Origin of the sequence: Massilia sp. LC238 (assembly GCF_000735635.1) — a bacterium.
Classification (GTDB): domain Bacteria; phylum Pseudomonadota; class Gammaproteobacteria; order Burkholderiales; family Burkholderiaceae_D; genus Telluria; species Telluria varians.
On record NZ_JNNN01000001.1, the window covers coordinates 1 to 26145 of the forward strand.

Genomic DNA, 26145 nt, shown 5'->3' on the forward strand with positions numbered 1-26145 from the left:
ATATGTCGATAGACGTCTCGCGTGCATGTTTTTTTTTTTTTCAAGCAGGAGGAGCCATACGATTTTCCGGCCTGTCGCGTGGGCTGGGAGGTGGGTAAAAGAGACAGCCGGGAACGCGCTCTCCGCCGAAGCGCACGGCGGGGCGCCATTGCCCCAGGCCGCGGCCGTCGAAGGGCGGGGAGGCGGCCAGCACCGCCGCTACCCGCGCCTGCAGCGCGGCATCGACGCCTGGGGCCGCGATACTCGCCTCCTCCTCGCCCTCGTGCGGCGCGGGACGCACGCTGACTTCGACCCAGCACAGGCTGTCGCCGGCGCCGCCGCTATACAGCGGAAACCAGGCGCGCGCGCTCGACACGCCGGCGGCCGGGTCGGGATGCCCGGTCAGGGCGCCGAGATGCGGCAGGCCGCCCTCGCCTCCGGCCAGCACGCCGAGCGGCGCCTGGCCCAGGGCGTGGCCGTCGATGCGGCCCAGCTGCCAGGCGTCGGACCAGCCGTTGGCAATCACCGGGCGCGGCGACTGCCACAGGCCGCGCACCATGCGGTCGGCCAGCACGCAGGCCAGTTCCCAGTCGCGGCTGCCCTCCATTGGCGCGCGGTCGAGGCTGAGCACCACCTGCTCGCGGCTGTCGAAACGCGGCTCGGTGTGGCGCGCCAGGCGCACCACTTCCTGCATGCGCCGGGCCAGCGCCGGCGCATCCGGCACGCTGCACTTGACGTCGGCGCGGCCGCCGCGCGGGCGCACGCTGGCCGTCACGGTCAAGTACGCGCCGCCGGGCGCGATGCTGCGCACGGTAACAGGCGCGTTCATGCCGATTCTCCCGCGATGTCGCGGCGCGCCGCGCAATCGCATTCGAGGTTGGCGACGATGCGGTCGGCCTCTCCCAAGAGCGCCGCAACCAGCGCCGCGTCGCCCAGCTTGATGCGCGCCAGCAGCGCCCAGGCTTCGTCGAGCGCGGCGGCGGCGCGCCGGCTGTGGCGGGCGCGCCGCCGCTGTTGGTCCAGCGCCAGCGGCTGGCCGGGCGCCGCCAGTTCGAGCGCCGGCATGGTCCCGACCGACAGGCTGACCAGGTCGAGCCGGCGCAACAGGTCCTGGTGGCGGCGGAACACGGCGCAATCGGCCGGCAGCAGCGCCAGCCGCAGGCCGCACAGCACGCCGGGCAATTCCAGGAACAGGCGGCGCAAGGCCTTCGCATCCTCGAGCGCCGGATCGAACGCCGCCGGTTGCACCGCTTGCGCGGCAGCCAGCGCGGGCCGCGAAGCCAGCCTTGCCATGAGCAGCGCCGCCAGGTCGCGCGACGCGCCGAGGTCGACCGGCACGCAGTCGTCCACCATCACGCCGAACCGCGTGTACAGCAGCTGGTTGAAGCCGGTACGAAAAGCGTTCCACTCTTCGAAGCTGGTGCAGGGCGGCAAATTGAGGTTGCCCTGCTCCAGTTCGCGCTGCAGGGCGGACTGGAGCAGCATCACGAAGCCCTCCAGCGCCACCTGCTGCGCTGCTTCGCTGGCGAGGAACAGGTCGAAGCGCTGCTGGACTTCGCGCGGGTCCGGCGCATCGATGGCAAAGCGTACCCGCAGGCCGATCTCGGGCGCGGCGGCGAAGGGGGTCAGCTCGCAGCCGTAGGGGCCCGGGTGCACGCACCAGGCGGTTTCGCCGTCCAGGATCGCGACCCGCGCGCCTTCGCTCAGGCGCCGGGTATGGCCGTCTTTGTTCGCCAGCACGGCGAAGCTCCCGGCCGGCACCGTGCAGCCCTTGGCCAGCGGCAGCGCGATGAAGCCCGCACCCAGGCCGTCGAGCTGGGGGGCAGGCTGGCGGAACGGCCGTGTGAACAGGTTCAGCATCCTAGGTCCCCGCCGGCTCCACGGTAAACCGTGCGCCGTGCTGCTGGAAATACTCTGCCGGCGCCTGCGCGAACGGCCATGGGCCTTCGCACTCGCCGTCGCTGTCCAGCCTTCCTTCGAGCACCGTCGCGCCTGCGCCATCGAGCACGCGCAGCAGCCGGCCGGCGCGCAGCAGGGTGGCGGCCAGCGGCGCTTGCGGGTCGAGCTGCAGGATCACCCGGTTCCCGACGAAATGCAGGCGCCAGGCGCCATCGTCGGTGACCAGGGTGTCGAGCGCCGCGCCGCCGCCGGCGGCGCGCAGCATGCCGGCGCTGCCGCGCCATTCGCGCGACGCGGCTGGACGCCGGCGGGAGTCGGCCAGGGTGCGCAGGCGGCGTGTCGTCAGCGGCGATGCCTGCAGCGCGCTGCGTTCGCCCGCCGTCAGCGGGCGGCTGCCGTCGAGCGCGGCCAGCAGCACCGCATCGTCCAGCACCAGGCGGTCGCCTTCGACGCGGCGGCCTGCGATCAACTGCGCCTGCAGCTTGCGGTCAAGTATCGTCATCCCCATCACCTTTCCTCCTTGTTGCCGGCCGCCGCGCCGAGCCGGGCGATGGCGGCGTCTCGCCGCTTGCGCAGGGTCGGCAGCGACACCCCGTCGAGCAGCGCAAGCTGCTGCATGGTCGGCAGCTCGCCTGTGGCCGGATCGAGCCACGCCAAGGGATAGCTGTCGTCGAAGGCCCCGAGCAGCTTCAGGTAGACCGCCAGCCGCACCGGCAGCGAGTCGCCCTCCATCATGCGCGCCGCCCAGCTGCCGCGCTCCTGGGCCGCCGCCGCTACCTCCAGGTAGCGGGGGGACAGTGAAACGCGCTGGGCCAGCGCCTCGTCCAGCACCAGGAGCGGCGCGCCGGCAGGCGGATCGTCGCTGTGCGCCCCCGTGGCGGCCAGGTCCAGCTCGTCCTGGCGCGCCTCCAGCACCAGGTCCGGGCCCGGCGTGCTGGCCGCCTCGGATTCGCCCAGCACGCGCCAGTAGTCGTCCAGCCAGGCGCTGGCGTCGCTGCCGTCGCGCAGCCAGTCCCGGTCCTGGTTCGAGGACAGGGCTTCGTATTCGCCGATCTCGCGCAGCATGGCGCCGATCTTGTCCGGCTGGTCCTTCAGACTGGCGAAGCGCTTGGAACGGGTGTGCAGCGGCCCGGCGGCGCCGGTGAAACGCTCCAGGCTCTCGCTCCAGCGCAGGATCCATTCAGGGCGGCAATCGAGGACGCTGCGCAGCTGGCGCGTCTCGATCGGTTCGTGCTCGATCGTGCGCCCGAGGACGGCCCCGACCTGCTCGCGGTGCTCGCGCCAGGACGCGAACAGGCGCGCCACCTCGCCGTAGGCGGTGTCGAGCATGCGGTAGGCGTATATCCGGTTCGGGCTGCAGGGCCGCCCGCAGGCCGCCTGGTAGTTGTCGCTGTCGACCTTGTCGCGCAGGACCGCGTACAGGTCGTTGAATTTCTTGCGCAGCAGCGCGTCGCCGCCCGGCGCGGCCCAGAAGGCGCCCATGCGCGCATGCTCGCCCGCCAGCGCCGCGCACAAGGCGGCCCAGTCGCCCGGGCGGGCCTGCAGTTCGTAGACCAGGCTCAGGGCCAGTTCGAGGACGCTGTCGCCGTAGCTGTTGCCGGGCTGCTCGCCGCGGCGGCTCCCGTAGAGGGCCTGCGCCACCGTGTCGACATACTCCGCCAGGAGTTCTTCGCCCGCGGGTTCGAGCAGGCGGACCGGATCGACGCGGGCGAGCGCCTGCAGCGAGCACTGTCCCAGCAACTTGCGGACCTGCTCCCAACCGTGCTCCTGGTACCGGGTTCCCGGCAAACGCATACCTTCCTCATCCTCGTCGCCATCCGCACAAGAGCGGATTGTCAACAGATGATGCCATACAAACACAAAATCCTGGCGCGCAGATGGCGGTCAATCCCCCTTCTGTTCGAGGGATTGCCCTTGCATGGAACGCAACAAGCCCGCAAGGAGCGGCGCGGCATGCGCGCCGCCCGTGAGGCTGGACTCGCTGACAAAGGCGGCGAAGGCGAGCCGGCGGGTCTGGCCCGGCAGGCTGCCCGGTTCCAGCCAGCCCATGAACCAGACCGTCGCCATGCCGTCCTCGCCGGTGGGCGCGGTGCCGGTCTTGCCGAACAGGCCGGCGCGCAAGGCGTCAAACTCCTTGCCGCGGAAGGCGCCGGCCGCAGTGCCGCCCGCCACCACGCCCCTCATGCCGGCCCGCACGCGGTCGAGACGCACGCCCAGCTCGGGTCCGGGCTGCGCGGCCGCCGCGCGCCCGTCGAGTTCGAGCAGCAGGCGCGGCGCAACCAGCCTGCCCTGCCCGACCGCGGCGGCGACCAGCGCCATCTGCAGCGGAGTCGCCTGCATGCGCAAGCCGATCGCCATCTGGCGCACCTCGTGGCGGCTCTGGATCGGGTCCAGCATCGACGGGCTGGCCTGCAGCGCGTCCCAGCTGGACCAGCGGAAGTCTTGCGGCAGCAGGCCGCCGTCGAGGCGCAGCGGCGTGCCGAAACCGAGCCGGCGCGCCATGCCGGCGACCGGGCGCACCGGGTCGAGGGCGCCGGGGTCGATCTCGCGCACGCCCGGCAGCCCGCCCTGCGGCCCGCCGCCGAGGCTGCGGTCGCCCAGCTCGGCGGTCCAGGCGAACCAGGTGTTCACGCTGTGCGCCATCGCCTGCGCCAGCCCGAAGCGGCCCTCGACGGCGCGGGCGCCGGCCAGCTGCTCGCGGAAGTTGGTGATGCGCGCGCCCCCTCCTTGCGGATAGGCGGGCGCGCCGGTGCGAAAACCGTAGCCATCCTCGTGTGCCATGGCGTCGATCGCCGTCAGCGGCATGCCGGCCAGCAGGCGCTCCAGGCGCGCGTCGCCGCGCGCCGCCGCCTCCAGGCCGAGGGCAGTGACCACCTTGAAGGTCGAGCCGGGCGCGCGCCTGGCGCCGCCGTCGTGCTGGAAGGCCGGCAGCCGCAAGGGGCTGCGCGCGGGATCGGCACGGTCGAAGTCGCGGATTTCCGGCCAGCGCGCCGGATCGGCCGCACCCACGCCGCCGCCGGCCGCCGCCAGCACGTCGCCGTTGCCGGCATCGAGCAGCACCAGGCCAGCCTGGCGCCCTTCCGGGATTGCCCCCGCGCCCAGGCAGCGCTGGCCATCCCATTGCCCGCCGCGCAGGCCGACGCAGTCCAGGACCGCCTGGGCCGTCCCCTGCAGGCGCAGGTCCAGGCTCAGGCGCGCCGTATGACTGCCGCCCGGCAGCCGGGCCAGCATGCCCGCCACGCTCGACGCATGCTCGCGGTGCACGCCCAGCAGCGGGGCCAGCCCGGCCGCCTGGGCCGCGGCGCTGGCCCTGCCGTCGGTCCACAAGCTCTCTCCGTGGCGCCCGCTGAGCCGGACCTCGGCCAGGGCCGGACGCGCTGCGGCGTTCGACGCCGGCAGCGCCTGCCAGGCCAGGCGGCCCCCTTCGGCGCGCACATGGCGGTAGGCGGCGTCGGCGTTGCCGGAGAGCCGGGCCAGGTCGAGCGGTTCGACCTCGAGCACGATGCGCTGTGCGCCCGGCACGGGCGTCAGGAGCACGCGCTGGACGGCGTCGCGCTCGCGGCAGGCGCGCCCGTCGCACACGCCGCTCACCGAGGCGGTCGCTCCCTCCACCCGGCGCAGGCGGCCGGCCAGCAGCAGTTCGCTCGGTGCGGCCTTGTCGAGGCTCAGGCGGGCGGTCGCGGCCTGGCCGCCGCCGTCCCAGGCGCCCACCCGCGCCCATGGCGCCCAGCCTTCCGGCAGGCGCGCGAACAGGCGCATGGCGGCGACCGGCAGCCCGGCGTCCTGCGCGACCGGCACCCCGCCGACGCTGGCCTGCCACAACTGCCGGCTGTGCGTGCGCACGCGCCAGGCCAGCAGCCGGCGTTCGCTGTTGAACACCCGCAGCTGCTCGCGCACGAAGGCGCCGTCGGCGCGGTAGTACAGGCGCACCAGCAGCTTGCGCCCTTCCTCGTCGAGGCGCAGCCCTTCCCAGCCCGGCAGCGGCGCGCGCGCCTCTAGACTTGCCGCCGACCAGGTGGCCAGGTCGCGCGGCGCGGCCTCGGCCAGGCCGCCGGGTCCCAGGCGGATCAGCCCACGCGCCTGCAGTTGTTCGAACAGCAAGGCGTCTTCCAGCGCACGCGGGGCGCGCGCCGGCACCTTGTATTCGCCCGCGGCGAGCTGCAGCGCCGGCAGCGCCACGCCGGGGCCGAAGGCCTGTACCAGCCCGCCACCCGCGGCCCGGTCGACGCTGGCGCGCTGTACCAGCAGTTCGCCGGCCTGCGCACACGTGCTGCTGGCGCGCCGGGTCAGCCTGAGCGCGCCGTCCTGCCACACCAGCCAGCCCGCTGAGCCCAACAGTGCCTGGCCGCGCGATCCGCGCACGACCCCTCCGTTGCCGGCATCGCCGACCCAGGCGGCGCGGGCGCCGCCCGCATTCCAGGCCAGCCGCACGGCGCCGCCGGCGTCGCCGCGCAGGTCCACGCGCGGCGTGGCGGAGCCTGTTGACGCCAGCAGCAGCTTGCGCGCCGGCGCCAGCGCGGCCGCCTCGCCGAATGGATAGCCGATCCGCACCGGCTGGGTGCACAGGTCGATCCGTACGGCCGGTCCCAGGCGCATGCTTGACGCCACCACCAGCGCGTTGGCGCCGTGCTGGACGATCTCGATGCCGGGCGCGCGCGGCACGCGCACGGTGACGCCGCCCAGCAGCGGCTGGAACGCGGACAGCGCCGCCGACTCGCCTGCCGCCGCGTGCGCGCCGGAGGCGGCCAGCGAACGCGCCGCCTGCGCCAGCACCACGGCGCCGAGCAGCGCGGCGCCGCAGGCCAGCAGCAGCCACAGCGTGACCGGCAGCCTGGCCCGGGCCGCCGGCCTGGCGCCTAGTCGCAGGTTGCGCGCGCGCCGCCGCGCCGTGCGGCCGGCGGCGAAGGAATCCATCAGTGAGCTGAACGTGGCTGGCATCGGTATGTCGCGATAGGCGCGGCCCGGTCGTGGCCGCCTCGCGAAGCCCTAGCCGGGGGTGGATGAAACCCAACCGGCGCGAGGATTCGCGCGCACGTTCGCGCGCAGTTTTCGACAGCTTGTTCCTCGTTTTTGGCGTCCCGTCGCAAGCGCCTCGCGGCCTGGAATCGCTTGGCCTACAGTGCACACATCGACAACCCACCCGCAAGGAGAAACACCATGAACATCATGAAGCATATGGAAGCCGTCTTCGTCGTCGCGATGAGCCTCGCCGTCTCGGGCAGCTACCTGCTGGACACCATTCCCGAAGCCCAGGCCCGCAACTACAGCGCCGACGCAGCCATGGTCGCCAGCGGCGCCAAGATGGCGGTCGTGACGGTCAGCGCCAAGCGCCTGTCGAGCGAAGAAAAGCAGGCTGCAGGGGCGCGCGGATGAGTGCCGCAGGCCTGCCCGTTGTCGCCGCGGCGCGACAGCGGGCGGCCCAGTGTGGCGCGATTTGTATCACGCTACTGCGGAGCCCGGCTCCCTATCTGTTTCAAGTGTAAGTATCTGCTTCAACGCTCCCTTCGGCCTCCCGCCGGCGATATAGTGGGTCATCCGTTCCTGGATCTGGAGACCCGACATGAAACCCACCCTCACCCTTGCTGCCCTGATCGCCCTTGGCGCCGCCTTTGCGCCGGTGCCGTCGATGGCGCAGACCGATTTCCAAATTTACATCGGCTCGGCCCCGCCCGCGCCCATCTATGAACGCGTCCCCGGCCCGCGCCACGGCCACGTCTGGGCGCCGGGCTACTGGGAGTGGCGCGGCCACCGCCATGCCTGGGTGCCGGGCCGCTACGTCGTCGCCCGCCCGGGTTACGTGTACTACGCGCCGCGCTGGCAGCAGCGCAACGGCGGCTGGTACATGGAGCCGGCGCGCTGGGACCGCGACCGCAACGGCGTCCCTGACCGTTACGAGCGCCGCGGCTATGCCCCGGTGTATGCCGGCGGCGGCTACCGCGACGGCCGCGACTACTACTACCGCGAGGGCCGCAGGGACGGCTACCACCGTGACCGCGACCGTGACGGCATCCCCGACCGCTACGAGCGCCGCGGCTACCGCGACACCGACCGTGACGGCGTGCCGAACTACCGCGACCGCGACCTCGACAACGACGGCATCCGCAACCGCCGTGACCGCGACATCGACGGCGATGGCGTCCCGAACCGTTACGACGGGCGGCCGGAGAATCCCTACCGCCGCTGATCCACGCGCTCCAGCAACGGAAAAAGGCAGCTTCGGCTGCCTTTTTGCTATCCTTGCGCCATGTCCTACCCGCCTCCAGACCACGCCGCCCTGCTCGCCGCCGCCTTCAAGGAAGAACTCGCCACCAGCCGCAAGCTCGCCGCCCGCACCGGGATGCCGGAGGCCGAGGCGCTGCGCGCCACCCTGAGCCTGCGCGCCGGCGTGGCCGGGCTGGACCAGCTGCTGGCCGCGCGCGCCGCCGAGCGCCTGCGCAGCGAGCACGGCGCCACAGCGCGGCGCGCCCTGGCCGCGGCGGCGCTGGCCCGGCGCGGAGGAGCGAACCCTGCCACGCCGGCATGGCGCGCCTGGTTCGACGGTTCGGCCCGGCCCAACCCGGGACGCTGCGGCATCGGCGCCGTGCTCGAAGGGCCCGGCGGCGTGCGCATCGAACTGTCGCGCGAGGCCGGCCATGGCAACAGCAGCGAAGCCGAATACCTGGCCCTGGTCGCCGTCCTCGAAGCGGCCGTCGAGCATGGCGTGCCGGTGCTTGCCATCGAGGGCGACAGCCAGGTCGTGATCGACGACGTCCACGCGCCCGACAGCGCCAGCGCCCCGGCGCTGCGCGCCTACCGCGCGCGGGTGCGCGCCCTGCTCGCCCGCCTGCCGGGCAGCACGCTGCGCTGGATCCCGCGCCACAAGAACCTGCAAGCGGACGCGCTGTCGCAGCGCGCCGTGCCTCCCCACCCGACCGAAGAAACGCATGCGCCCGACGAACGACGAAGCCAAGACTGACCTTGCCACCTGGCGACCGCGCCTGGCGGCGATGGCGGAAGGCGCCAGCGGCGGCGACGGCGCCCACGACAGCGCCCACCTCGAGCGCGTCTGGCGCAATGCCCAGACCCTGCTGGCGCAGCAACCGGAGGCCGACGCCCTGGTGGTGATGGCGGCCTGCTACCTGCACGACCTGGTCAACCTGCCCAAGAACGACCCGGACCGCGCCCAGGCATCGACCCGCTCGGCCCAGCTGGCGCGCCACCAGCTGGCGTGGATGAACTTCCCGCCCGAGCGTCTCGACGCGGTGGCGCATGCCATCGAAGCGCACAGCTTCTCGGCCAATATGGCGGGCCACTGCGCGGCCGAGTCGCTGGAGGCGAAGATCGTGCAGGATGCCGACCGCCTGGACGGCCTCGGCGCGGTCGGCCTGGCGCGCATGTTCTACATCGCCGGCCGCATGGGGACAAGCCTGGCCCACCCCAGCGACCCGCTCGGCAGCGCGCGCGAATTCGACGACCGCAATTACGCGCTCGACCACATCATGGTCAAGCTGGCCAAGCTGCCGGGCATGATGCAGACCGAGGCCGGCCGCGCCCTGGCCGAGGAAAGGCTGGCGCGGCTGATGGCCTTCCGCGAGGAGTTCGCGCTCGAGAGCGGCATGCCGCCCGGCTAGGCCGCCCGGCGTATGGCAAATATCGGCGGCAGGGACGTCCGAATGAACTTTGCCCAGTGTTAAGATAGCCGAATGTCATCCGCTTCGAGGCATCCATGACCAGCCCCACCGCCTTGCCGACCGCCAGCCCCGGCAAACTGAACTTCGTCCTGGTCTGCATCTTCATCGACATGCTCGGCATCGGGCTGATCGTGCCGGTGATGCCGCTGCTGGTCGGGGAGTATGTCCCGGCACGCGACGACCAGGCCCTGTGGTTCGGGGTGCTGGCCGCGACCTTCGGGGTGCTGCAGTTCCTGTTCATGCCTGCGCTGGGCGCCCTGAGCGACCGCATCGGGCGCCGCCCGGTGCTGCTGTATTCGATGGCGGGCATGTGCGTCAACTTCCTGGTCACGGCCTGGTCGCCGAGCCTGTTCTGGCTATTCGTCGGGCGCATGATCGGCGGCATGTCCTCGGCCAGCATGTCGGTGGCCGCGGCCTACGCCTCGGACATCTCGACCAAGGAAAACCGCGCGAAAAGCTTCGGCAAGATCGGCGCCGCCTTCGGCCTGGGCTTCATCTGCGGGCCCATGCTCGGCGGCCTGCTCGGCAACAACGACCTGCGCCTGCCCTTCTACGTGGCGGCGCTGCTGGGGGCCGCCAACCTCGTCTACGGCTACTTCATGGTGCCAGAGTCGCTCCCCGCCGGCCAGCGCCCGCCCTTCTCCTGGGCGCGCCTGAATCCCCTGGCCGCCCTGCTGCGGCTGGGGCGGCGCACCGACATCCGCGGCCTGATCATCGTCATCACCCTGGTCACCTTCGGCCAGATGATGCTGCAGTCGACCTGGGTGCTGTACACCACCTTCCGCTTCGACTGGACGCCGCGCGACAACGGTATCGCCATGTTCTGCGTCGGCCTGGTGTCGGCCGTGGTGCAGGCCTGGCTGCTGGCGATCCTGATCCGGCGCTTCGGCGAGGTGCGCCTGTCGCTGATGGGGATCTCCTCGGGCGCCCTGACCCTGCTCGGCTACGGCCTGGCGACCCAGGGCTGGATGATGTACGCGCTCATCCTGTGCAACGTGCTGGGCTTCGCCGCCACGCCGGCGCTGCAGGCGATCGTCTCCAAAGCCACGCCCGCCAACCAGCAGGGTGAGCTCATGGGCTCGCTGCAGTCGATCAGCAGCCTGGGGGTGATCATCACGCCGATCGTCGGCACCGCCATCCTGGCCACCGTCAGCCACCTGCCGCCGGGCGACTGGCGCATCGGCAGCCACTTCCTGCTGTGCGCGGGCATGCAGACGGTGGCGATCCTGGTGGCCTGGCATTACTTCCGTACCCACCGCGTGCATGACAGCCATGGCGAGAGCCAGGGCAAGGAAGAGATGCGGGCCTGATCGGTCAGAACTTCAGTTCCAGCGTGGTGCGCAGCTTGATCCCGTTCGGATAATTCCAGCGGCGCTTCTCCAGGCGGCCGACCGGATCGTAGTAGCTCGGCTCGAAGGAGTTGCCTTGTTCCAGCAGGTTCGAGAGCGCGATGCGCAGCACGGTCTTCGGATTGAAGGTCCAGGCCGCATAGGTGTCGAGGTCGGTGCGGCCGATCCGGTAGAAGCCGCGGTTGGCCACCACCTGCACGTAGCCGCCGCGCCGGTAGGCCACGCTGGCCCCGAGCGCCAGCGCGCCGGACTTGTAGTCGGCGCCGAGGTTGGCCGTGAGCGGCACCTGCTGTTCCATCCGGTTGTGCGGGCCCGGCACCGATTCGACCTGTGACCAGTAGCGGCTGACGCTGGCGCGCAGGTCGATCGCAGGCGCGCCGGCGTACAGCGCCTTGAGCGGGAACTTGGTCTCGATCTCGAGGCTGCGCATGACGGCGCGGTCGTCGTTCACCGGCGTGAAGATCCAGCGCCGGCCGTCGAAGTAGATATGGTTGCTGGTGTAGTCGTCGATGCGGCGCAGCGCGCCGCTCACCGACAGCATCGCGCCCTCCGCCCAGTAATGCTCCCAGGCGGCATCCAGGCCCCAGGCCAGTTCCGGCTTCAGGTTCGGGTTGCCCTGGAAATCGGCTTCGGTGGCGCTGTTGTTTTCCCATTCCGAACGGCGCGGCACGATGCTGTCCAGGTCGGGCGCCTTGTAGGTGCGGCTGAGCGCGAAGCGGAGCTGGTCCGCGTCCTTGCCCTCCTTGGCCGGGAACTTGTACAGGGTTTGCAGGATCGGGCTCAGGACGCTCGAACGCACGCGCGTCGATTCCACGGCATTGCCCGACACGCGCGTGCGCACGCCTTCCCAGCGGGCGCCCAGGTAGACCGACCAGCGCGGATCGATGGTCCATTCGTCCTGCACGTAGAAGGCGGCGCGGCTGACCTGGGCGCGGAAGTCCTCGTCCAGCAGCTGGCCTGGTGCGAATACCCGGACCGTGTCGCGCTCGGCGCGGATATCGGTGCTCTCGTTGACGCGCAGGTCCCAGCCCAGCGCCAGCAGATGCCCGCTGTCCATCGTGCGGCTGGCCTTGCCGGTGCTGTTCAGGCCCCGGGCGTGGGTGTCGGACAAGGTGCTCCCCTCGGTTTCCGGCAAGCCCCTGGCGTCGAGGCCGCTGCGGCGGACGAACATCTTGCGCGACGACCATTCGGCGCCCAGCTTGGCGTCGAGTTTCAGGCCCGTCTCCGTGGTGCGGGTCCAGCTCAGGTCCGACTTCAGCATGCGGTCGTCCATCTCGCCGAAGGTCTGCAGATCCGGCGTCTGCGGCGGCCGACCGATCAGCGTGGTGACGATCGGGTGAGCCCCATTGCGAAAGCTCGAGCTGTTGGCGATGGTTTCCCACGCCAGGGTGTCGCCGTTGTCGAGGGTCCAGTTCAGGCGCGGGCTCAGGTTCAGGCGGTTCATGTGCCCCTTCTCCGGCGCGTGCACCGTGCGGACCATGTCGACCCTGCCGTCGGGCCGGGTGTTCTCCTCGAAGCCGCCCCACTCCCGATCCAGGCTGTCATGGTTGCCGCTGGCCGAGAACGACCAGGACGATTTCTCGCCGCGGTCGCCTACCTGGGTGCTGAAGGTCGGGCCGCGAAAGTCGTCCGACAACAAGTAGCCCAGCTTGGCCTCGCGCTGACGCTGGTTGGTTTTCTTGCGCAGCACGATGTTGATGGTGCCGGCCACCGACTCGCTTGAAAACTCGGCGGTCGCCACCCGCAGCACCTCGATGCGCTCGATCATGTCGGGTGACAGGGTGTCGAGGGCGAAGCCGGCCGGGGTCCGCTCGCCGTTCACCAGGATCTGGGTATAGCCGCCGCCCAGGCCGCGCATCCGGATCTGGGTGCTGCGCCCGACCCCCGTCGTGACGGTGACGCCCGGGATGCGCTTGAGGACGTCGGCGACGTTGCTGTCCCCATAGCGGACCACCTCATCACGGTTGATCACGATGCGGGCGGCGGTATCGTCGCGGCGGGCATCGTAGCCTGCCCCCTTCACCTCGACCTGCTGGATGGCGCCGTCCGCAGTGTTTTCTTGGGCGGCTGCCTGGGCACAGAGCCCGGCGACAAGGACTACGAGGTAGCGGGAGCGCAGCAATGTCATTCCAGTCTCCAGAAATAGTTGTTCAATTAATGTGAAGAACTGTATTCCATACAATGGCAGTATGTAAATGCCACACAGACGATTTTATTGCTATGACATAGCAATTGAATTTTCCATGACAAAGAAAAACCCGGCACAGAGGCCGGGTTCGGGTCAGATCGAGCGCCTGTCAGAACTTCAGTTCATAGGTCAGGCGGTAGCGCACCCCCTGTGGGAACACGAAGCGGCGGGTCTGCGCACCGAAGCGTGCGTCCTCGTAGGTGTTTTCGTTGATGAAGTCCTGGCCCGTCATGTTGCTGACCGCGAAACGCAGCTGGCGCTGGGCGTCGAACTTCCACAGCGCGTACATGTCCAGCTCGCGGCGCGGGATCACGTAGGCGCGCTGGTTGGTCGACACCCGCACCGGACCGCCGCGGCGGTAGGCGAAGCTGCCGCCGGTGGTCAGCGCGCCCAGCTTGTAGTCGGCGCCCAGGTTGACCGTCAGCGGGGTCTGCTGGTCGAGGCGGTTGTTCGGGCCCGGCACCGATTCCACGCGCGACCAGTTGCGGTTGACGCTGGCGCGCAGGTCGACCGCCGGCGCGTCCTTCATGACCGCCTTGAGCGGGAACTTGGTCTCGATTTCCAGCGAGCGCGTGGTAGCGCTGTCCTGGTTACTCGGGGTCTGGATCCAGCGCTCTCCGTCGAAATAGGTCAGGTTGCGGGTGAAATCGCTGATGCGGCGCTGCGACACGCTCACCGACAGCAGCGCGCCTTCGGCCCAGTAGTGCTCCAAGGCGGCGTCGATGCCGAAGGCCAGTTCCGGCTTCAGGTTCGGGTTGCCGCGGTAATCCGGTTCGGTCGAGCTGTTGTTCTCGCTGACCTGGCGGCGCGGGGTCAGGCTGCCCACGCCCGGCGCCTTGTAGGTGCGGGTCAGGGCCAGGCGCACCTGGTCGCCCTTTTTACCCGGAATCTTGTACAGGGTCTGCATGATCGGGCTCCACACGTTCGAGCTCGATTCGCCGCGCTCGAAGGTATTGCCGGTGACGCGGGTGCGGATGCCTTCCCAGCGCGCCCCCAGGTACATCGACCAGGCCGGGGTGATGTTCCATTCGTCCTGCGCGAACATGGCCAGGCGCTTGACGCGCGCTTCCGAGACTTCGTAGGCCGGGACGTTGCCGCTCACTCGCACGCGGTTGATGTCCGTGCGCTCGTCGTCGCGGGTGTCGACGCCGCCGTCCCAGCCGAAGGCGAAGGTGTGGCCCTTCTCGATGCTGCGGCTGTACTTGCCGGTGGAGTTGAAGCCGCGGTCGCGGCCCTCGAGCAGGCTGGTGGTGTCCAGCAGCGGCACGCCGGCGCCGGTTGCGGCCGTGCGGTGCGAGATGCTGTCGTTCTCCATCGCCTGCGCCCCCACCTTCAGGTCGAGCTTGGCGCCGGACTCGAACTTGCGCGCCCAGGAGAGGTCCGAGCGCAGGAACCCGTTCTTCGCCTCGAAGGCGTTGGCCAGGGTCGGGAACGGTGGCGGCGGGCCGATGAGGGTCGTGGTCGGCTGGCTGAAGCGGTTCTGGAAGCGGTGCTGGTTGATGAAGGTCTGCGAGGTCAGGGTATTGTCCTGGCCGAGCGTCCAGTTCAGGCGCGGGCTCAGGTTAATGACGCTCATCTCGCCCTTCTGCGGCAGCACCATGGTGCGCAGCATGGTGACTTCGCCATTCGGCGCCACGCCGCGTTCCTCGCCGGTGGACTCGAACTCGAAGCGGTCCTTCATCGCGTTGGCCGAGATCGAGTACGAGAAGCCACCAATGCGGTCCGACATCTGCAGGTTGGCGTTCGGACCGTAGCCGTTGCTCGATCCCTGTGCCGCCAGCTTCAGTTCGCGCAGGCGGTTCTTCACCGAGCGCTTCAGGATGATGTTGATGGTGCCGGCCACCGATTGAGTCGAGAACTCGGCGCTGGCGGCGCGCAGCACCTCGATGCGCTCGATCGAATCCGGCGCCAGCGAGTCCATCGAGAAGCCGGCCGGCGCGCGTTCGCCGTTCACCAGGATCTGGGTATAGCCCGCGCCCAGGCCGCGCATGCGGATCTCGCCGCCGCGGCCGTTGGAAGAATTGACGGTGATGCCGGGCACGCGCTTGAGCACGTCCAGCACATTGGTGTCGCCGTACTTGGTGATCTCTTCGCTGCTGACCACGACCTTGGTGGCGGTGTCGTCGCGGCGCGGGTCATAGGTATCAAGCGTGCCCTTCACCTCGACCTGGGTGATCTTCCTGGCCGGCTCCGCCTTGGTCGCAGCGGCCGGCGCCGGGGTCTTGGCATCTTGCGCGGAGGCGCTGAGGACCGGGAGGCACAGGCTGATCGCGGCGGCGAGCACGGTCAAACGGAAGGGACGGGATACGGGGGACATTGAATACTTCGAAAGTGATAGGGATCGCAATTGTCCCAGAAGCAACTCAGCCTGTCTCCAAGAATCGAATATGCATGCTTCAACTATTTTTCTTGCATACGCCGTCCATACGAGCACTGGAGTACACTGTTGGCGGGCGATAAACATGCATTCCCGTATGTGAAGCCCGTATAATGTGCGATCGTTTTCAAACCGAGAGGCCCATCCAAGTGTCCCGTCTAAAAGTCCTGCCCCAATATGTGATGCCGAAGACGGCACTGACCAACTTCGCCGGCCGCGTCGCCGGCGCCAAGGGTGGCGCCATGACCACGCGCCTGATCCGCTGGTTCGTCGGCAAGTACGGCGTCAACATGGACGAGGCGGCGAACCCGGACATCGCGAGCTACAGCAGCTTCAACGAGTTCTTCACCCGCCCGCTGCGCAGCGATGCGCGCCCGCTGGCGCAAAGCGATTTCGTGTGCCCGGTGGACGGCGCGATCAGCCAGTTCGGCGACATCGACGACCACCACATCTTCCAGGCCAAGGGGCATCAATTCACCAGCGCGGAGCTGGTGGGCGGCGACGAGACGCTGGCAGCCCACTTCCAGCACGGCCACTTCGCCAACCTCTACCTGAGCCCGAAGGACTACCACCGCATCCACATGCCCTGCGACGGCCGTCTGACGCGCATGATCTACGTCCCGGGCAAGCTGTTCTCGGTGAACCCGACCACGGCGCGCGGCGTGCCGGGCCTGTTCGCGCGCAACGAGCGTGTCGTGTGCGTCTTCGAGTCGGAAGAACACGGTCCCTTCGTGATGACCCTGGTGGGCGCCACCATCGTCGGCAGCATGGCCACCAGCTGGCACGGCGTGGTCAATCCGCCGCGCATGCCGCGCATCTGCGAATGGAATTACGATGCGCACCCTGTCGTGCTGAAGAAGGGCGAAGAGATGGGCCGCTTCCTGCTCGGCTCCACCGTCGTCATGCTCTTCAAGAAGGGAACGATCTCCTTCAACGGCGAGTGGGCGCCGGAGCGTCCGGTGCGCCTGGGCGAGGTGATGGGAAACCATCCTCGCTGAACACGCTCGGGGTTCGGTCGCCGACTTCCGTACATTTCTCTTCCATCAGGTCGAGGAAGGCCCGGGTCTTGGCCGGCATCAGGCGGCGGCCCGGAAAGACCGCCCAGCCCTGGGTGGTCGGCGGTTCCCATTCCGGCAGTACCCGCACCAGTTCCCCCGTCTGCAGGTAAGGACCGGCGAAGGTCAGCGAGCTGGCCGCGATGCCGGCGCCGCGCGACGCCAGCCGCGCCAGCAGCTCGGGCGAATTGGCCGTGAGGCGCGCAGGCACTTGCCGTTCCCAGCGCAGCTTGCCGCGGGTGAGCACCCAGGGCGTCGCGCCGCCGTAGCGGCTCAGCATGCACAGCAGGTCGTGCTGCAGCAGGTCGTCGGGATGCTCGGGCAAGCCGTGCCGGGCCACGTACGCGGGCGAGGCGTACAGTCCCCAGTGTTCGAGGTTGATCGGGCGCGCGTTCAGCGAAGCGTCGTCCGGCAGCTCGCCCATGCGGATCGCGATGTCGTAACCCTCGGCGATCAGGTCGACCCGGCGCGGCGACAGGTCCATCTCCAGCGACACCTCCGGATAGCGCGCGATGAAGCGCGCGATCACCTCTTGCAGGCCGATATTGGCGAAGTCGCCCGGCAGGGACATGCGCAGCTTGCCGCTCGGTTCCTGTTGGCGGTGCTGGGCCAGCGCGCCGGCTGCCTCCACCTCTTCCGCCACCTTGCGCGCGTGCTCGAGCAGGCTGGCGCCGAATTCCGTCACCACCAGCTTGCGCGTGGTGCGCTGCAGGAGGCGCTCGCCCAGCTTCTGCTCGAGCAGCGCGATGCGGCGCGAGACGGTCGATTTGGGCTGCTGCACGCGCTCGGCGGCGCGGCTGAAGCTGCCGGCCTCGACGATCCGGGCGAACAGCAGCAGGTCATTCGGTTCGACTTCCATGATTGTTCCACCAGTAGGATAATGTTATCCATTCTACTGTCTTCCGCAACGATTTTGGAACCGCTAAAGTGTCTCCATCGACAAACATTCTTGGAATGAAGGGACACAGAACATGAATATCCTGCACATCACCTCCAGCGTCCGCGGCAACGATTCGGAATCGACCCGTGTCACCAACCTCGTCGTCGACAAGCTGATCTCCAGCAATCCGGACGCCAAGGTGGTGCGCCGCGACTTCGGCGCCCAGCCCCATCCGCTGCTGGACGGCGCCGCCGTCGGCGCCCTGTTCACCCCGGCGGACAAGCGCAGCCCCGAGCAGGCCGCCCGCGTGGCCCTGGACGACGCGCTGATCGCCGAGGCGCAAGCCGCCGACGTGATCGTGATCGGCGCCCCGATGTACAACTTCGGCATGCCGGTGCAGTTGAAGAACTGGTTCGACGCGATCGCCCGTTCCGGCGTGACCTTCCGCTATACCGAGACCGGTCCGGAAGGCCTGCTGAAGAACAAGAAGGTCTACGTGGCCACCGCCCGTGGCGGCGTGTATCCGGTGGAAGCCGACCCGCAGGTGCCGCACATCCGCATGCTGCTGAACTTCCTGGGCCTGACCGACCACACCTTCATCTACTCGTCGGGCCTGAACATGGGTCCGGAGGCGGCAGCCAAGGGCCAGCAGGCTGCCAACGAGGCCGTGGAAGCGGCGCTGGCGTAACATCTGCCGCCCCATGGCGGCGTATTACCGATCAACACACGAGGAGAACAGCATGACCCAGCAAACCAATACCGCATCGATCGCAAAGTCGCGCGGCGTCGAACGCCTGATCCAGGGCCAGTTCGTGATGGACGGCGCGGGCGTGAAGATCAACCGCGTGCTGACCGGTTCCCTGCAGCGCCGCCTCGACCCCTTCCTGATGCTGGACGCCTTCGGCAGCGACAAGGCGGGCGACTACATCGCCGGCTTCCCGGAGCACCCGCACCGCGGCTTCGAAACCGTCACCTACATGCTGAATGGCCGCATGCGCCACCGCGACAGCGCCGGCAACGAGGGCCTGGTGACCAATGGCGGCGTGCAGTGGATGACGGCGGGCCGCGGTGTGATCCACTCCGAGATGCCGGAGCAGGACGAAGGCCTGATGGAGGGCTTCCAGCTGTGGCTCAACCTGCCCGCCAAGGACAAGATGATGGAGCCGTGGTACCGCGACATCCCGACCGAGGAAGTGCCGCGCTTTACCAGCGGCGACGGCGTGACCGTGCAGGTGATCGCGGGCGTGACCCACGGCGTGACGGGCGCGGTGCAGCGCGAGCACACCTTGCCGCTGTACCTCGACATCGAGATCCCGGCCGGCGTCAGTTTCGAGCAGCCGATCCCGCAGGGGCATAACGCCTTCCTGTACGTCTACCGGGGCGAAGCGGTGGTCGAGGGCAAGGGCGTGGCCAGGACGCGCATGGCGGTGCTGGACAATGCCGCGGGCGCCGACGGGGTGCGCATCAAGGCGCTCGAGCCGACCCGGCTGATCCTGCTGGCGGGGCGTCCGCTGAACGAGCCGATCGCGCAGCACGGCCCGTTCGTGATGAACACGACCGAAGAGCTGTACCAGGCCTTCGACGATTTCCGGGCGGGGCGGTTTGCAGCCTGAGGCTTTGCAGCCCGCCATTGCCGCCTGATACACTGACGGGATGACGCTAGTTCATCCCGTTTTTTTATGCCCCTGATCGACACCCTGGCCGACCTGCTGGGCCGCGCCAGCCGCGCGCTCGGCTTCGAAACGGCCGACTCCTTCCCGCCCGGCCACGCCTATGCGCGCACGCGCTGGAACAAGGCCTATTTCGACATCCCCTCGGACCTGAAACCCGACGCGATCGAGCAGCGCATGTGCGAGGCGATCGCCAACACCCCTTCCCTGTTCGGCGAGATCCTCAACCCGACGCCGCGCATGCAGCGCACCCTGCTGGGCATGATCGAGGGGCGCCTGCGCCGCGGCCAGGGGGCCCCCGTCGACCTGGCGGCGCTCCTGGTGGCGGCCTACCGCAGCCCGCATACCGTCGAAATCGTGCCCGGGCTGCGCCAGGCGATTCGCGACACCTCGGGCTACGAACCGCACGTTCAGGCGAATGCGATTCTGGCCTACCTGGCGGATGCGCCGGCGGCGTTCGGCGTCATCGAGGCGCGGGGCTGAGCATGCCCGGCCGTGCCGCATTGCTCGGCACATAGCGCTCGCGCAGCAGCATGAAGGGCGTCTCCACCAGCTTGTACAGCAGCCAGCCGCTCAAGACCGACAGCACCAGCAGCGCCGCGATCGTCAGCGGATGCTCGGCGCCGTAGCCCTGCCCCTTCATCCACTTCGCCGCCATCACGCACACCGGCTTGTGCAGCAGGTAGATCGCGTAGGACCACAGCGCCAGCGCGCCGGCGCCGGGCACCCGCAAGCTGCGCAGCAGCGAATGCTCCGACACCGCCGAGACGATCAGCAGCGAGAAGCCAAGCGCCATCAGCGGAAACCCGAACACGGTGATGCCGAAGCCGTAGCGGTCGTCCAGGAAGAACCAGAACGCGACGGCGCACGCGAACAGGCCCAGCACGCCCATCAGGTTGCCATGCCGGGTCAAGTGCGCCCAGAGCCCGGCGTGGTGGTTGCGCAGCAGTGCCAACGCCACGCCGGCCAGCAGCTCGTCGTACCTGCATAAGCTTGAGTAATAAATGTACTTGAAATAGAAGTAAAGCTTATAGTTCTGTTCCGCCATCTCCTGCCACAGCTCGGCGCGGATCAGCATGCCGGCAATGAAGGCGAGCGCGATCCCGGTCCAGGCCAGGCGCAGCGAGCCGCCAAACAGGATGCCCAGCAAGGCCACGGCCGGCAGCAGCATATAAAACTGTTCCTCGATCGCCAGCGACCAGGAGTGCGAGAAGGCACTGCCCGGCTCCAGTGCGAAGTTCTGGATGAAGGTGGCATACTCCCACAGCGGCAGCAAGGGCGCCTCGCCGCGGAAGGCCGGCCACAGGAAGTACAGGGCCAGCACCACCCAGTAGTTCGGCAAGGTGCGCAGCAGGCGGCGCGCATAGAAGTGCTTCAGCGAGAAACCGCCCCGGCTCTTCAAGCTTGCAAAGATCTGGTTGCCGATCAGGTAGCCGGACAGCGCGAAGAACAGGTCGACCCCGACCCAGCCGACCTCGCCCACCCAGCCGAAGGTCGGCGCATCGCTGACGAACAGCACGTAATGGTGCAGGACGACCAGCGTCACGGCGAGCGCACGCAAGGTGTCGAGGCCGTGGACGCGGGTGGAGATGGAGGACATGCTGGCCGTTCTGGTGATGAAGTTGCGGATCATGCCACGCCCCTTCGGCATCCGCCACTGTTTGCCGATAAAATGTCGGCATCCGAAACCTTCCACTCCCTTTTCCCGGACCAGCACCGCATGCATCCCCAGAGCCAGTACCAATTCAAGTCCGTCAACTATACCGGCCTGCAGCCGGGCCCGCGCGTCATCATCATGGGCGCCACCCATGGCAACGAAGTCTGCGGCACCATCGCCATCCGCCGCGTGATGGAAGAGATCGACTCCGGCCGCCTGCACATCGCGGCCGGCAGCGTGACCTTCGTGCCGATCGTGAACCCGAAGGCCTACGAGCAGAACACCCGCAACGGCGACCGCAACCTGAACCGCAACCTGTTCCCGAAAGACGACCCGCAGGACTTCGAGGACCAGATCGCCAACTGGCTGTGCCCCCTGCTCGCCCGGCACGACGTGCTGCTCGACCTGCACTCCTTCAACGCGGTAGGCGGCCAGCCTTTCGTGATGGTCGGCCCGCTCAACAACGACGGCACCCTGCAGCCCTTCCAGCACGCCGAGAAGGAACGCGCATGGGCGCGCCGCCTGGGCGTGAAGCGCTTCGTCGACGGCTGGCTGGCCGCCTACGGCGACGGCGTCAAGCGCCGCAGCCGCAATGCCGACGAACTGGAAACCGTGCTGCGCTACGGCGTCGGCACCACCGAATACATGCGCACCACGGGCGGCTACGCGCTCACGCTCGAATGCGGCCAGCACGTCGACCCGACCGCGCCGGAAGTGGCCTACCGCGCCATCATGAACACGCTGGCGCACCTGGAGCTGATCGCGGCGCCCGATCCGGAGCCGGTGCCCTTCGACGAGATGGAAGCCCTGTCGATGGTCGTGGTGCACGACAAGCTGCACGCCGACGACGCCTTCAGCCGCCAGTGGGCCAGTTTCGATCCCGTGAACGAGGGCGACGAGATCGGCGTGCGCGCCGACGGCAGCAAGGTGGTGGCCGAGTTCAGCGGCCGCATCCTGTTCCCGGACGCCAAGGCGAACGCCAATTCCGAGTGGTACTACCTGACCCGCCCGAACCCGCGCTTCGGCCGGGAATAAGCACAACCCTGCTGAAGCCGTCGCCAGCAGGGTTTTCCGATATATCGTAAGATGACGATATTCGGATCGAAAGAACCCGATAGATGTTGCAAATAAGGGAAGAACTCATGGACATCGACGCGATCCACAAGGCCCTGGCCAACCCGGTGCGGCGCCAGATCCTGCATTGGCTAAAGGATCCGCAGCAGCATTTCGCCGAGCAGGAGCACCCGCTCGACATGGGCGTGTGCTGCAAGCTGATCGACCAGCGCGCCAAGCTGTCGCAATCGACGGTCTCGGCGCACCTGGCGACCCTGCACAAGGCAGGGCTGGTGAGCACGCGGCGCGTCGGGCAGTTCATCTTCTTCCAGCGAAACGAGGAGGTCATCCAGGCCTTCCTCGATCAACTGAACGACGGACTTTAGGAGTACTCCAACGATGGCAACAATGTTTGACCCGATCAAAGTAGGCGCACTCGAACTGCCGAACCGCATCATCATGGCGCCGCTGACCCGCTCGCGCGCCGTCGGCGGCGGTCGCGTGCCGAACGCGATGATGGCCGAATACTACGTGCAGCGCGCCTCGGCCGGCCTGATCCTGTCGGAAGCGACCGCCGTGACCCCGATGGGCGTGGGCTATGCCGACACCCCGGGCATCTGGTCGGACGAACAGGTCGAAGGCTGGAAGATCGTCACCGACGCCGTGCACAAGGCAGGCGGACGCATCGTCCTGCAGCTGTGGCACGTGGGCCGCATCTCGGACCCGCACTTCCTCGACGGCCAGCTGCCGGTCGCGCCGTCCGCCATCGCCGCAAACGGCCACGTCAGCCTGCTGCGCCCGAAACGCGACCACGTCATCCCGCGCGCCCTCGAGACCGCGGAGATCCCGGCCATCGTCGCCGCCTACCGCAAGGGCGCGGAGAATGCCAGGAAGGCCGGTTTCGACGGCGTGGAGATCCACGGCGCCAACGGCTACCTGCTCGACCAGTTCCTGCAGGACTCCACCAACCAGCGCACCGACCAGTACGGCGGTTCGCTCGAGAATCGTGCCCGCCTGATGCTCGAAGTGACCGACGCCTGCATCGAGGTGTGGGGCGCCGACCGCGTCGGCATGCACCTGGCGCCGCGCGGCGACCAGCACACCATGGGCGACTCCAACCCGCGCGAGACCTTCGGCTACGTCGCGCGCGAACTCGGCAAGCGCGGCATCGCCTTCATCTGCTCGCGCGAAGCCGTCGGCGGCGACAGCCTGGGCGCGCACCTGAAGAAGGAATTCGGCGGCGTCTACATCGCCAACGAAAAGCTGACCAAGGAAAGCGCGCAGCAGCTGATCGAGTCGGGCGCGGCCGATGCGGTGGCCTTCGGCGTGTGGTTCATCGCCAATCCTGACCTGCCGAAGCGCCTGAAACAGGATGCGCCGCTGAACCAGCCGCGGCCGGAGCTGTTCTATGCGCCGGGGGCGGAGGGGTATATCGACTACCCGACGCTGAACTGATTCAGTCGTCGTCCACCGAAACGGGTTCCCCTTCGCGGGAACCCGTTTTTATTTGTGCAGCACGCTTCGCTCCGCACCCGTACGTACGTTCTGTTTTCGTATATGTATGTGGTGTAAACGACACCCCGCTCATGCTATTCTTGCGCGATTATTTTTATCGCGCACCGAGCCTGCGCTGTCCCAGGAGACCACGTGAAACACTTCGCCCCCCGCGCCATGGCATTCGCCATCGCTTCCGCTTTCGTCTTCAACGCCGCCCACGCCGCTCCAGCCCCTGCGCGCGCCGAGAACGCCTACCTGTCGGAAGCCGACGCCATGGCCAGGTCAAGCCGCGTGTCGAACGTGGACTACGTGCTCGACTTCACGCTCACCGGCAAGGAAAACTTCGCCGGCACCACCACCGTGAGCTTCGACCTCAAGGATACCGACTCGGCCCTGACCATCGACCTCGACAAGGCGACCGTCAAGTCGGTCAGCATCAACGGCAAGCAGGTCCCGACCCGCTACAACAACTGGTTCGTCACCCTGGCGCCGGAACACCTGGCCAAGGGCCGCAACACCGTCACCATCAGCTACGAACGCCCGCACAGCACCAACGGCGAAGGCCTGCACCGCATGGTCGACCCAGTCGATAACCGGGTCTATACTTATTCGCACTTCGAGCCGGCCGCCGCGCACCAGATGTTCGCCGTGTTCGACCAGCCCGACCTGAAGGCCACCTACACCGTCACCGTGAACGCGCCGGCCGACTGGCACGTGGTCACCACCACCCGTGAATCCAACATTGCCGATGCAAGCGGCGGCAAGCGCTGGACCTTCCCCAAGACCAAGAAGCTCAGCCCCTACAACTTCTCGCTGCACGCCGGTCCCTACCAGGTCTGGGAAGACAAGAGCGGCAAGTATCCGATGCGCCTGTTCGCGCGCCAGTCCGTCGCCAAGCAGGTGACACCAAGCGACTGGTTCCGCTACACCAAGGCCGGCCTGGAGTTCTTCGACAACTACTACGGCATCCCTTACCAGTTCGAGAAATACGACCAGCTGCTGGTGCCCGACTTCCTCTACGGCGCCATGGAGAACGCCGCCGCGATCACCTTCGCCGAAGCCGGCTTCCTGTACAAGGCCGAGATGACCCCGGCGCAGAAGATGCGCCTGGCCGAAGTCATCATGCACGAGATGGCGCACCAGTGGTTCGGCGACCTGGTCACCATGAAGTGGTGGAACGGCCTGTGGCTGAACGAGAGCTTCGCGTCCTTCATGGCGACCCTGGCCACCGCCGAAGCCACCGAATTCAAGGACGCCTGGCAGGCCTTCTACCAGGAAGACAAGCAGGGCGCCTACACCATGGACCAGAAGGTCTCGACCCACCCGATCGAGGTGCCGGTGCCCTCCTCGGCCAACGCCTTCGACAACATCGACGCCATCACCTATTCGAAAGGCGCGTCGACCCTGAAGCAGCTGCGCCACATGCTGGGCGAGGAAACCTTCCGCAAGGGCGTGCACAACTACCTGGTGAAATACTCCTGGCAGAACGCCACGCTCGACGACTTCATCAAGAGCCTGGGCGAAGCGGCCGGCCGTGAACTGTCCAAATGGAGCCAGGAATGGCTGTACCAGGCCGGCGTGAACACCATCACCGCCAACTACAGCTGCTCGAACGGAAAAATCAGCAACTTCTCGCTGGCCCAGACCGCGCCGAGCAAGGCCTTGCCGACCCTGCGCGAGCAGCGCGTGCAAATAGGCGCCTTCAAGCGCGAGAACGGCAAGCTGGTGCTGGCCAAGAACGTGCCGGTGACCTACTCCGGCGCGAAGACCAATGTCGCCGGCATGGTCGGCAGCGCCTGCCCCGACCTGGTGTATCCGAACTACCAGGACTGGGGCTTCGTGAAGGTCAACCTCGACAAGCGCTCTTTCGAGACCGCCCGTACCACCCTGGGCGGCGTGGAAGACCCGCTGCTGCGTGCCATGCTGTGGCAGGCCCTGTGGGACGGCGTGCGCGACGCTAAGCTGCCGCTCAACGAATTCATCGACGTGGCGCTCGCCAACGCGCCGCAGGAGAAGGATTACACCTTGCTGGGCGACGTGCTGGGCAAGGTCGTCTACTCCAAGTACTACCTCGACGCCATGGGCCTCAAGGATGGTCCACAACGCGCCTACGCGGAGAAGACCGGCAAGGCGCTGGAAGACATGGCCTGGCAAGGCGTGGTGGCCAGCCGCGGCAACGACGCCTTCCAGCGTCGCTGGTTCGGCACCTACATGGGCCTGGCGAGCAGCCCGGAAGCGCTGGCGCGCCTGGCCGGCATGCTCGAAGGTAAGGGCACCGAAGGCCTGAACATCAGCCAGGACCAGCGCTGGGCCATCATCAACCGCCTGAACCGCTTCAACGTCCCGGGTGCGGCCGGCCTGGTCGAAGCCGAGCAGGCGCGCGACAAGTCCGACACCGGCCAGGGCGCAGCGCTGGCCGCGACCGTGGTGCGTCCGGATCCGAAGGTCAAGAGCGAGTGGCTGGGCACGGTGGAAGACCTGAAGACCAAGCTGCCGTTCTCGCGCATCCGCACCGCGATGGGCGCCATGTATCCGGTCGAGCAGCACAAGCTGGCCGAGCAGACGGCAAGCGAGCGCCTGGCCAAGCTGCCGGCGATCGACAAGGCCGCCGGTCCAGTCTTCATGCGCACCTATGCGGGCACGATGATCCCGGCCGGCTGCACGCCGCAAAGCGTCCAGCGCCTGCAGCGCGCCGCCGACACCATGAAGGACCTGTCGGCCGGCACCCGCCGCTCGCTGCTCGACACGCTGCAGGAAGACCAGCGCTGCGTGGCGATCAAGAAGGCCTTGACCGCACCGAAGGCGTAATCGCCGATAGTGACGGTCTACCCACGCAGCAGGCCCGGCTGGCCCCTGGCGGCCACGCTGGGC

22 protein-coding genes are annotated in these 26145 nt (G+C 68.4%); 13 read left to right on the forward strand and 9 right to left on the reverse strand.

The window, feature by feature from the left end; genetic code table 11:
• Positions 1–40: 40 nt before the first annotated feature.
• The 5 genes from FG94_RS00005 to FG94_RS00025 form a co-directional block, all read right to left on the reverse strand.
• On the reverse strand, positions 41–808 hold the full coding sequence (locus FG94_RS00005) for a hypothetical protein (protein ID WP_051995900.1): 768 nt from the start codon (positions 806–808) through the stop codon (positions 41–43).
• A complete protein-coding gene (locus FG94_RS00010) occupies positions 805–1839 on the reverse strand; it encodes a hypothetical protein (RefSeq protein WP_036205571.1) in 1035 nt (344 codons plus the stop codon). The genes FG94_RS00005 and FG94_RS00010 overlap by 4 nt, the downstream gene beginning before the upstream one ends.
• A 1-nt stretch (position 1840) precedes the next feature.
• Positions 1841–2380 carry a hypothetical protein gene (locus FG94_RS00015; protein WP_307188108.1) on the reverse strand — a complete coding sequence of 180 codons (540 nt, stop codon included), beginning with the start codon at positions 2378–2380 and terminating at the stop codon, positions 1841–1843.
• A 5-nt stretch (positions 2381–2385) separates the two neighbouring features.
• Positions 2386–3672: a hypothetical protein gene (locus FG94_RS00020; protein ID WP_036205576.1), complete on the reverse strand. Its 1287-nt coding sequence runs from the start codon at positions 3670–3672 to the stop codon at positions 2386–2388.
• Positions 3673–3762: 90 nt separating this feature from the next.
• A complete protein-coding gene (locus FG94_RS00025) occupies positions 3763–6816 on the reverse strand; it encodes a penicillin-binding transpeptidase domain-containing protein (protein ID WP_036205579.1) in 3054 nt (1017 codons plus the stop codon).
• 219 nt (positions 6817–7035) lie between these two features.
• On the opposite strand from FG94_RS00025, the gene FG94_RS00030 reads away from it, so the two are divergent.
• From FG94_RS00030 to FG94_RS00050, 5 genes are all read left to right on the forward strand, one after another.
• Positions 7036–7251: a hypothetical protein gene (locus FG94_RS00030; protein ID WP_027868123.1), complete on the forward strand. Its 216-nt coding sequence runs from the start codon at positions 7036–7038 to the stop codon at positions 7249–7251.
• A gap of 187 nt (positions 7252–7438) precedes the next feature.
• Entirely contained in the window at positions 7439–8062 is a 624-nt protein-coding gene (locus FG94_RS00035; protein WP_036205580.1) for a YXWGXW repeat-containing protein, read from the forward strand.
• Positions 8063–8122: 60 nt separating this feature from the next.
• Entirely contained in the window at positions 8123–8833 is a 711-nt protein-coding gene (locus FG94_RS00040; protein WP_051995901.1) for a ribonuclease HI family protein, read from the forward strand.
• Positions 8802–9488, forward strand: a complete 687-nt coding sequence (locus tag FG94_RS00045) for an HD domain-containing protein (RefSeq protein ID WP_036205581.1) — start codon at positions 8802–8804, stop codon at positions 9486–9488. Before FG94_RS00040 ends, FG94_RS00045 begins: the two co-directional genes overlap by 32 nt.
• 95 nt (positions 9489–9583) lie before the next feature.
• On the forward strand, positions 9584–10858 hold the full coding sequence (locus FG94_RS00050) for a TCR/Tet family MFS transporter (RefSeq protein WP_051995902.1): 1275 nt from the start codon (positions 9584–9586) through the stop codon (positions 10856–10858).
• 4 nt (positions 10859–10862) lie between these two features.
• Here the strand turns inward: FG94_RS00050 and FG94_RS00055 are convergent, their stop codons facing one another.
• Positions 10863–13025, reverse strand: coding sequence for a TonB-dependent siderophore receptor (locus FG94_RS00055; RefSeq protein ID WP_051995903.1), 2163 nt, complete (start codon positions 13023–13025; stop codon positions 10863–10865).
• 169 nt (positions 13026–13194) lie between these two features.
• Complete coding sequence (locus tag FG94_RS00060) at positions 13195–15402, reverse strand: TonB-dependent siderophore receptor (RefSeq protein WP_051995904.1); 2208 nt, start codon at positions 15400–15402, stop codon at positions 13195–13197.
• 242 nt (positions 15403–15644) lie between these two features.
• Between FG94_RS00060 and asd the strand changes: the two genes are divergently transcribed.
• Entirely contained in the window at positions 15645–16460 is an 816-nt protein-coding gene (asd, locus tag FG94_RS00065; protein ID WP_051995905.1) for an archaetidylserine decarboxylase, read from the forward strand.
• Here the strand turns inward: asd and FG94_RS00070 are convergent.
• On the reverse strand, positions 16393–17376 hold the full coding sequence (locus FG94_RS00070) for a LysR family transcriptional regulator (protein ID WP_081925686.1): 984 nt from the start codon (positions 17374–17376) through the stop codon (positions 16393–16395). The two genes, asd and FG94_RS00070, sit on opposite strands and share 68 nt — an antisense overlap.
• Before the next feature lie 112 nt (positions 17377–17488).
• On the opposite strand from FG94_RS00070, the gene FG94_RS00075 reads away from it, so the two are divergent.
• From FG94_RS00075 to FG94_RS00085, 3 genes are all read left to right on the forward strand, one after another.
• Positions 17489–18085, forward strand: coding sequence for an FMN-dependent NADH-azoreductase (locus tag FG94_RS00075; RefSeq protein WP_036205583.1), 597 nt, complete (start codon positions 17489–17491; stop codon positions 18083–18085).
• A gap of 52 nt (positions 18086–18137) precedes the next feature.
• Positions 18138–19010: a pirin family protein gene (locus FG94_RS00080; protein WP_036205584.1), complete on the forward strand. Its 873-nt coding sequence runs from the start codon at positions 18138–18140 to the stop codon at positions 19008–19010.
• A gap of 66 nt (positions 19011–19076) precedes the next feature.
• Positions 19077–19550: a hypothetical protein gene (locus FG94_RS00085; RefSeq protein ID WP_152570778.1), complete on the forward strand. Its 474-nt coding sequence runs from the start codon at positions 19077–19079 to the stop codon at positions 19548–19550.
• On the opposite strand, the gene FG94_RS00090 is transcribed toward FG94_RS00085, so the two are convergent.
• Complete coding sequence (locus FG94_RS00090) at positions 19531–20667, reverse strand: acyltransferase (protein WP_036205628.1); 1137 nt, start codon at positions 20665–20667, stop codon at positions 19531–19533. The two genes, FG94_RS00085 and FG94_RS00090, sit on opposite strands and share 20 nt — an antisense overlap.
• A gap of 120 nt (positions 20668–20787) precedes the next feature.
• Between FG94_RS00090 and FG94_RS00095 the strand changes: the two genes are divergently transcribed.
• The 4 genes from FG94_RS00095 (at position 20788) to pepN (ending at position 26082) form a co-directional block, all read left to right on the forward strand.
• The gene (locus tag FG94_RS00095; protein ID WP_036205631.1) at positions 20788–21759 is read left to right on the forward strand and encodes a succinylglutamate desuccinylase/aspartoacylase family protein; all 972 of its coding nucleotides are present in this window, start codon (positions 20788–20790) and stop codon (positions 21757–21759) included.
• A 107-nt stretch (positions 21760–21866) separates the two neighbouring features.
• Positions 21867–22163 carry a helix-turn-helix transcriptional regulator gene (locus FG94_RS00100; protein WP_027868136.1) on the forward strand — a complete coding sequence of 99 codons (297 nt, stop codon included), beginning with the start codon at positions 21867–21869 and terminating at the stop codon, positions 22161–22163.
• Positions 22164–22176: 13 nt separating this feature from the next.
• The gene (locus FG94_RS00105) at positions 22177–23232 is read left to right on the forward strand and encodes an alkene reductase (protein WP_036205587.1); all 1056 of its coding nucleotides are present in this window, start codon (positions 22177–22179) and stop codon (positions 23230–23232) included.
• Positions 23233–23424: 192 nt separating this feature from the next.
• Positions 23425–26082, forward strand: a complete 2658-nt coding sequence (gene pepN, locus FG94_RS00110; protein ID WP_229445795.1) for an aminopeptidase N — start codon at positions 23425–23427, stop codon at positions 26080–26082.
• Positions 26083–26145 lie beyond the last annotated feature (63 nt).

Bases quoted from the DNA above. Each gene is read 5' to 3' on its own strand.
- FG94_RS00050 (WP_051995902.1), top strand. From the start codon at position 9,584: ATGACCAGCCCCACCGCCTTGCCGACCGCCAGCCCCGGCAAACTGAAC.
- FG94_RS00040 (WP_051995901.1), top strand. From the start codon at position 8,123: ATGTCCTACCCGCCTCCAGACCACGCCGCCCTGCTCGCCGCCGCCTTC.
- FG94_RS00010 (WP_036205571.1), bottom strand. From the start codon at position 1,839: ATGCTGAACCTGTTCACACGGCCGTTCCGCCAGCCTGCCCCCCAGCTC.
- FG94_RS00020 (WP_036205576.1), bottom strand. From the start codon at position 3,672: ATGCGTTTGCCGGGAACCCGGTACCAGGAGCACGGTTGGGAGCAGGTC.
- FG94_RS00070 (WP_081925686.1), bottom strand. From the start codon at position 17,376: ATGGAAGTCGAACCGAATGACCTGCTGCTGTTCGCCCGGATCGTCGAG.
- FG94_RS00025 (WP_036205579.1), bottom strand. From the start codon at position 6,816: ATGCCAGCCACGTTCAGCTCACTGATGGATTCCTTCGCCGCCGGCCGC.
- FG94_RS00030 (WP_027868123.1), top strand. From the start codon at position 7,036: ATGAACATCATGAAGCATATGGAAGCCGTCTTCGTCGTCGCGATGAGC.
- FG94_RS00090 (WP_036205628.1), bottom strand. From the start codon at position 20,667: ATGTCCTCCATCTCCACCCGCGTCCACGGCCTCGACACCTTGCGTGCG.
- FG94_RS00055 (WP_051995903.1), bottom strand. From the start codon at position 13,025: ATGACATTGCTGCGCTCCCGCTACCTCGTAGTCCTTGTCGCCGGGCTC.
- FG94_RS00035 (WP_036205580.1), top strand. From the start codon at position 7,439: ATGAAACCCACCCTCACCCTTGCTGCCCTGATCGCCCTTGGCGCCGCC.
- FG94_RS00080 (WP_036205584.1), top strand. From the start codon at position 18,138: ATGACCCAGCAAACCAATACCGCATCGATCGCAAAGTCGCGCGGCGTC.
- FG94_RS00005 (WP_051995900.1), bottom strand. From the start codon at position 808: ATGAACGCGCCTGTTACCGTGCGCAGCATCGCGCCCGGCGGCGCGTAC.
- FG94_RS00085 (WP_152570778.1), top strand. From the start codon at position 19,077: ATGCCCCTGATCGACACCCTGGCCGACCTGCTGGGCCGCGCCAGCCGC.
- FG94_RS00105 (WP_036205587.1), top strand. From the start codon at position 22,177: ATGGCAACAATGTTTGACCCGATCAAAGTAGGCGCACTCGAACTGCCG.
- FG94_RS00060 (WP_051995904.1), bottom strand. From the start codon at position 15,402: ATGTCCCCCGTATCCCGTCCCTTCCGTTTGACCGTGCTCGCCGCCGCG.
- FG94_RS00095 (WP_036205631.1), top strand. From the start codon at position 20,788: ATGCATCCCCAGAGCCAGTACCAATTCAAGTCCGTCAACTATACCGGC.
- FG94_RS00075 (WP_036205583.1), top strand. From the start codon at position 17,489: ATGAATATCCTGCACATCACCTCCAGCGTCCGCGGCAACGATTCGGAA.
- FG94_RS00015 (WP_307188108.1), bottom strand. From the start codon at position 2,380: ATGACGATACTTGACCGCAAGCTGCAGGCGCAGTTGATCGCAGGCCGC.
- FG94_RS00045 (WP_036205581.1), top strand. From the start codon at position 8,802: ATGCGCCCGACGAACGACGAAGCCAAGACTGACCTTGCCACCTGGCGA.
- asd (WP_051995905.1), top strand. From the start codon at position 15,645: ATGCCGAAGACGGCACTGACCAACTTCGCCGGCCGCGTCGCCGGCGCC.
- FG94_RS00100 (WP_027868136.1), top strand. From the start codon at position 21,867: ATGGACATCGACGCGATCCACAAGGCCCTGGCCAACCCGGTGCGGCGC.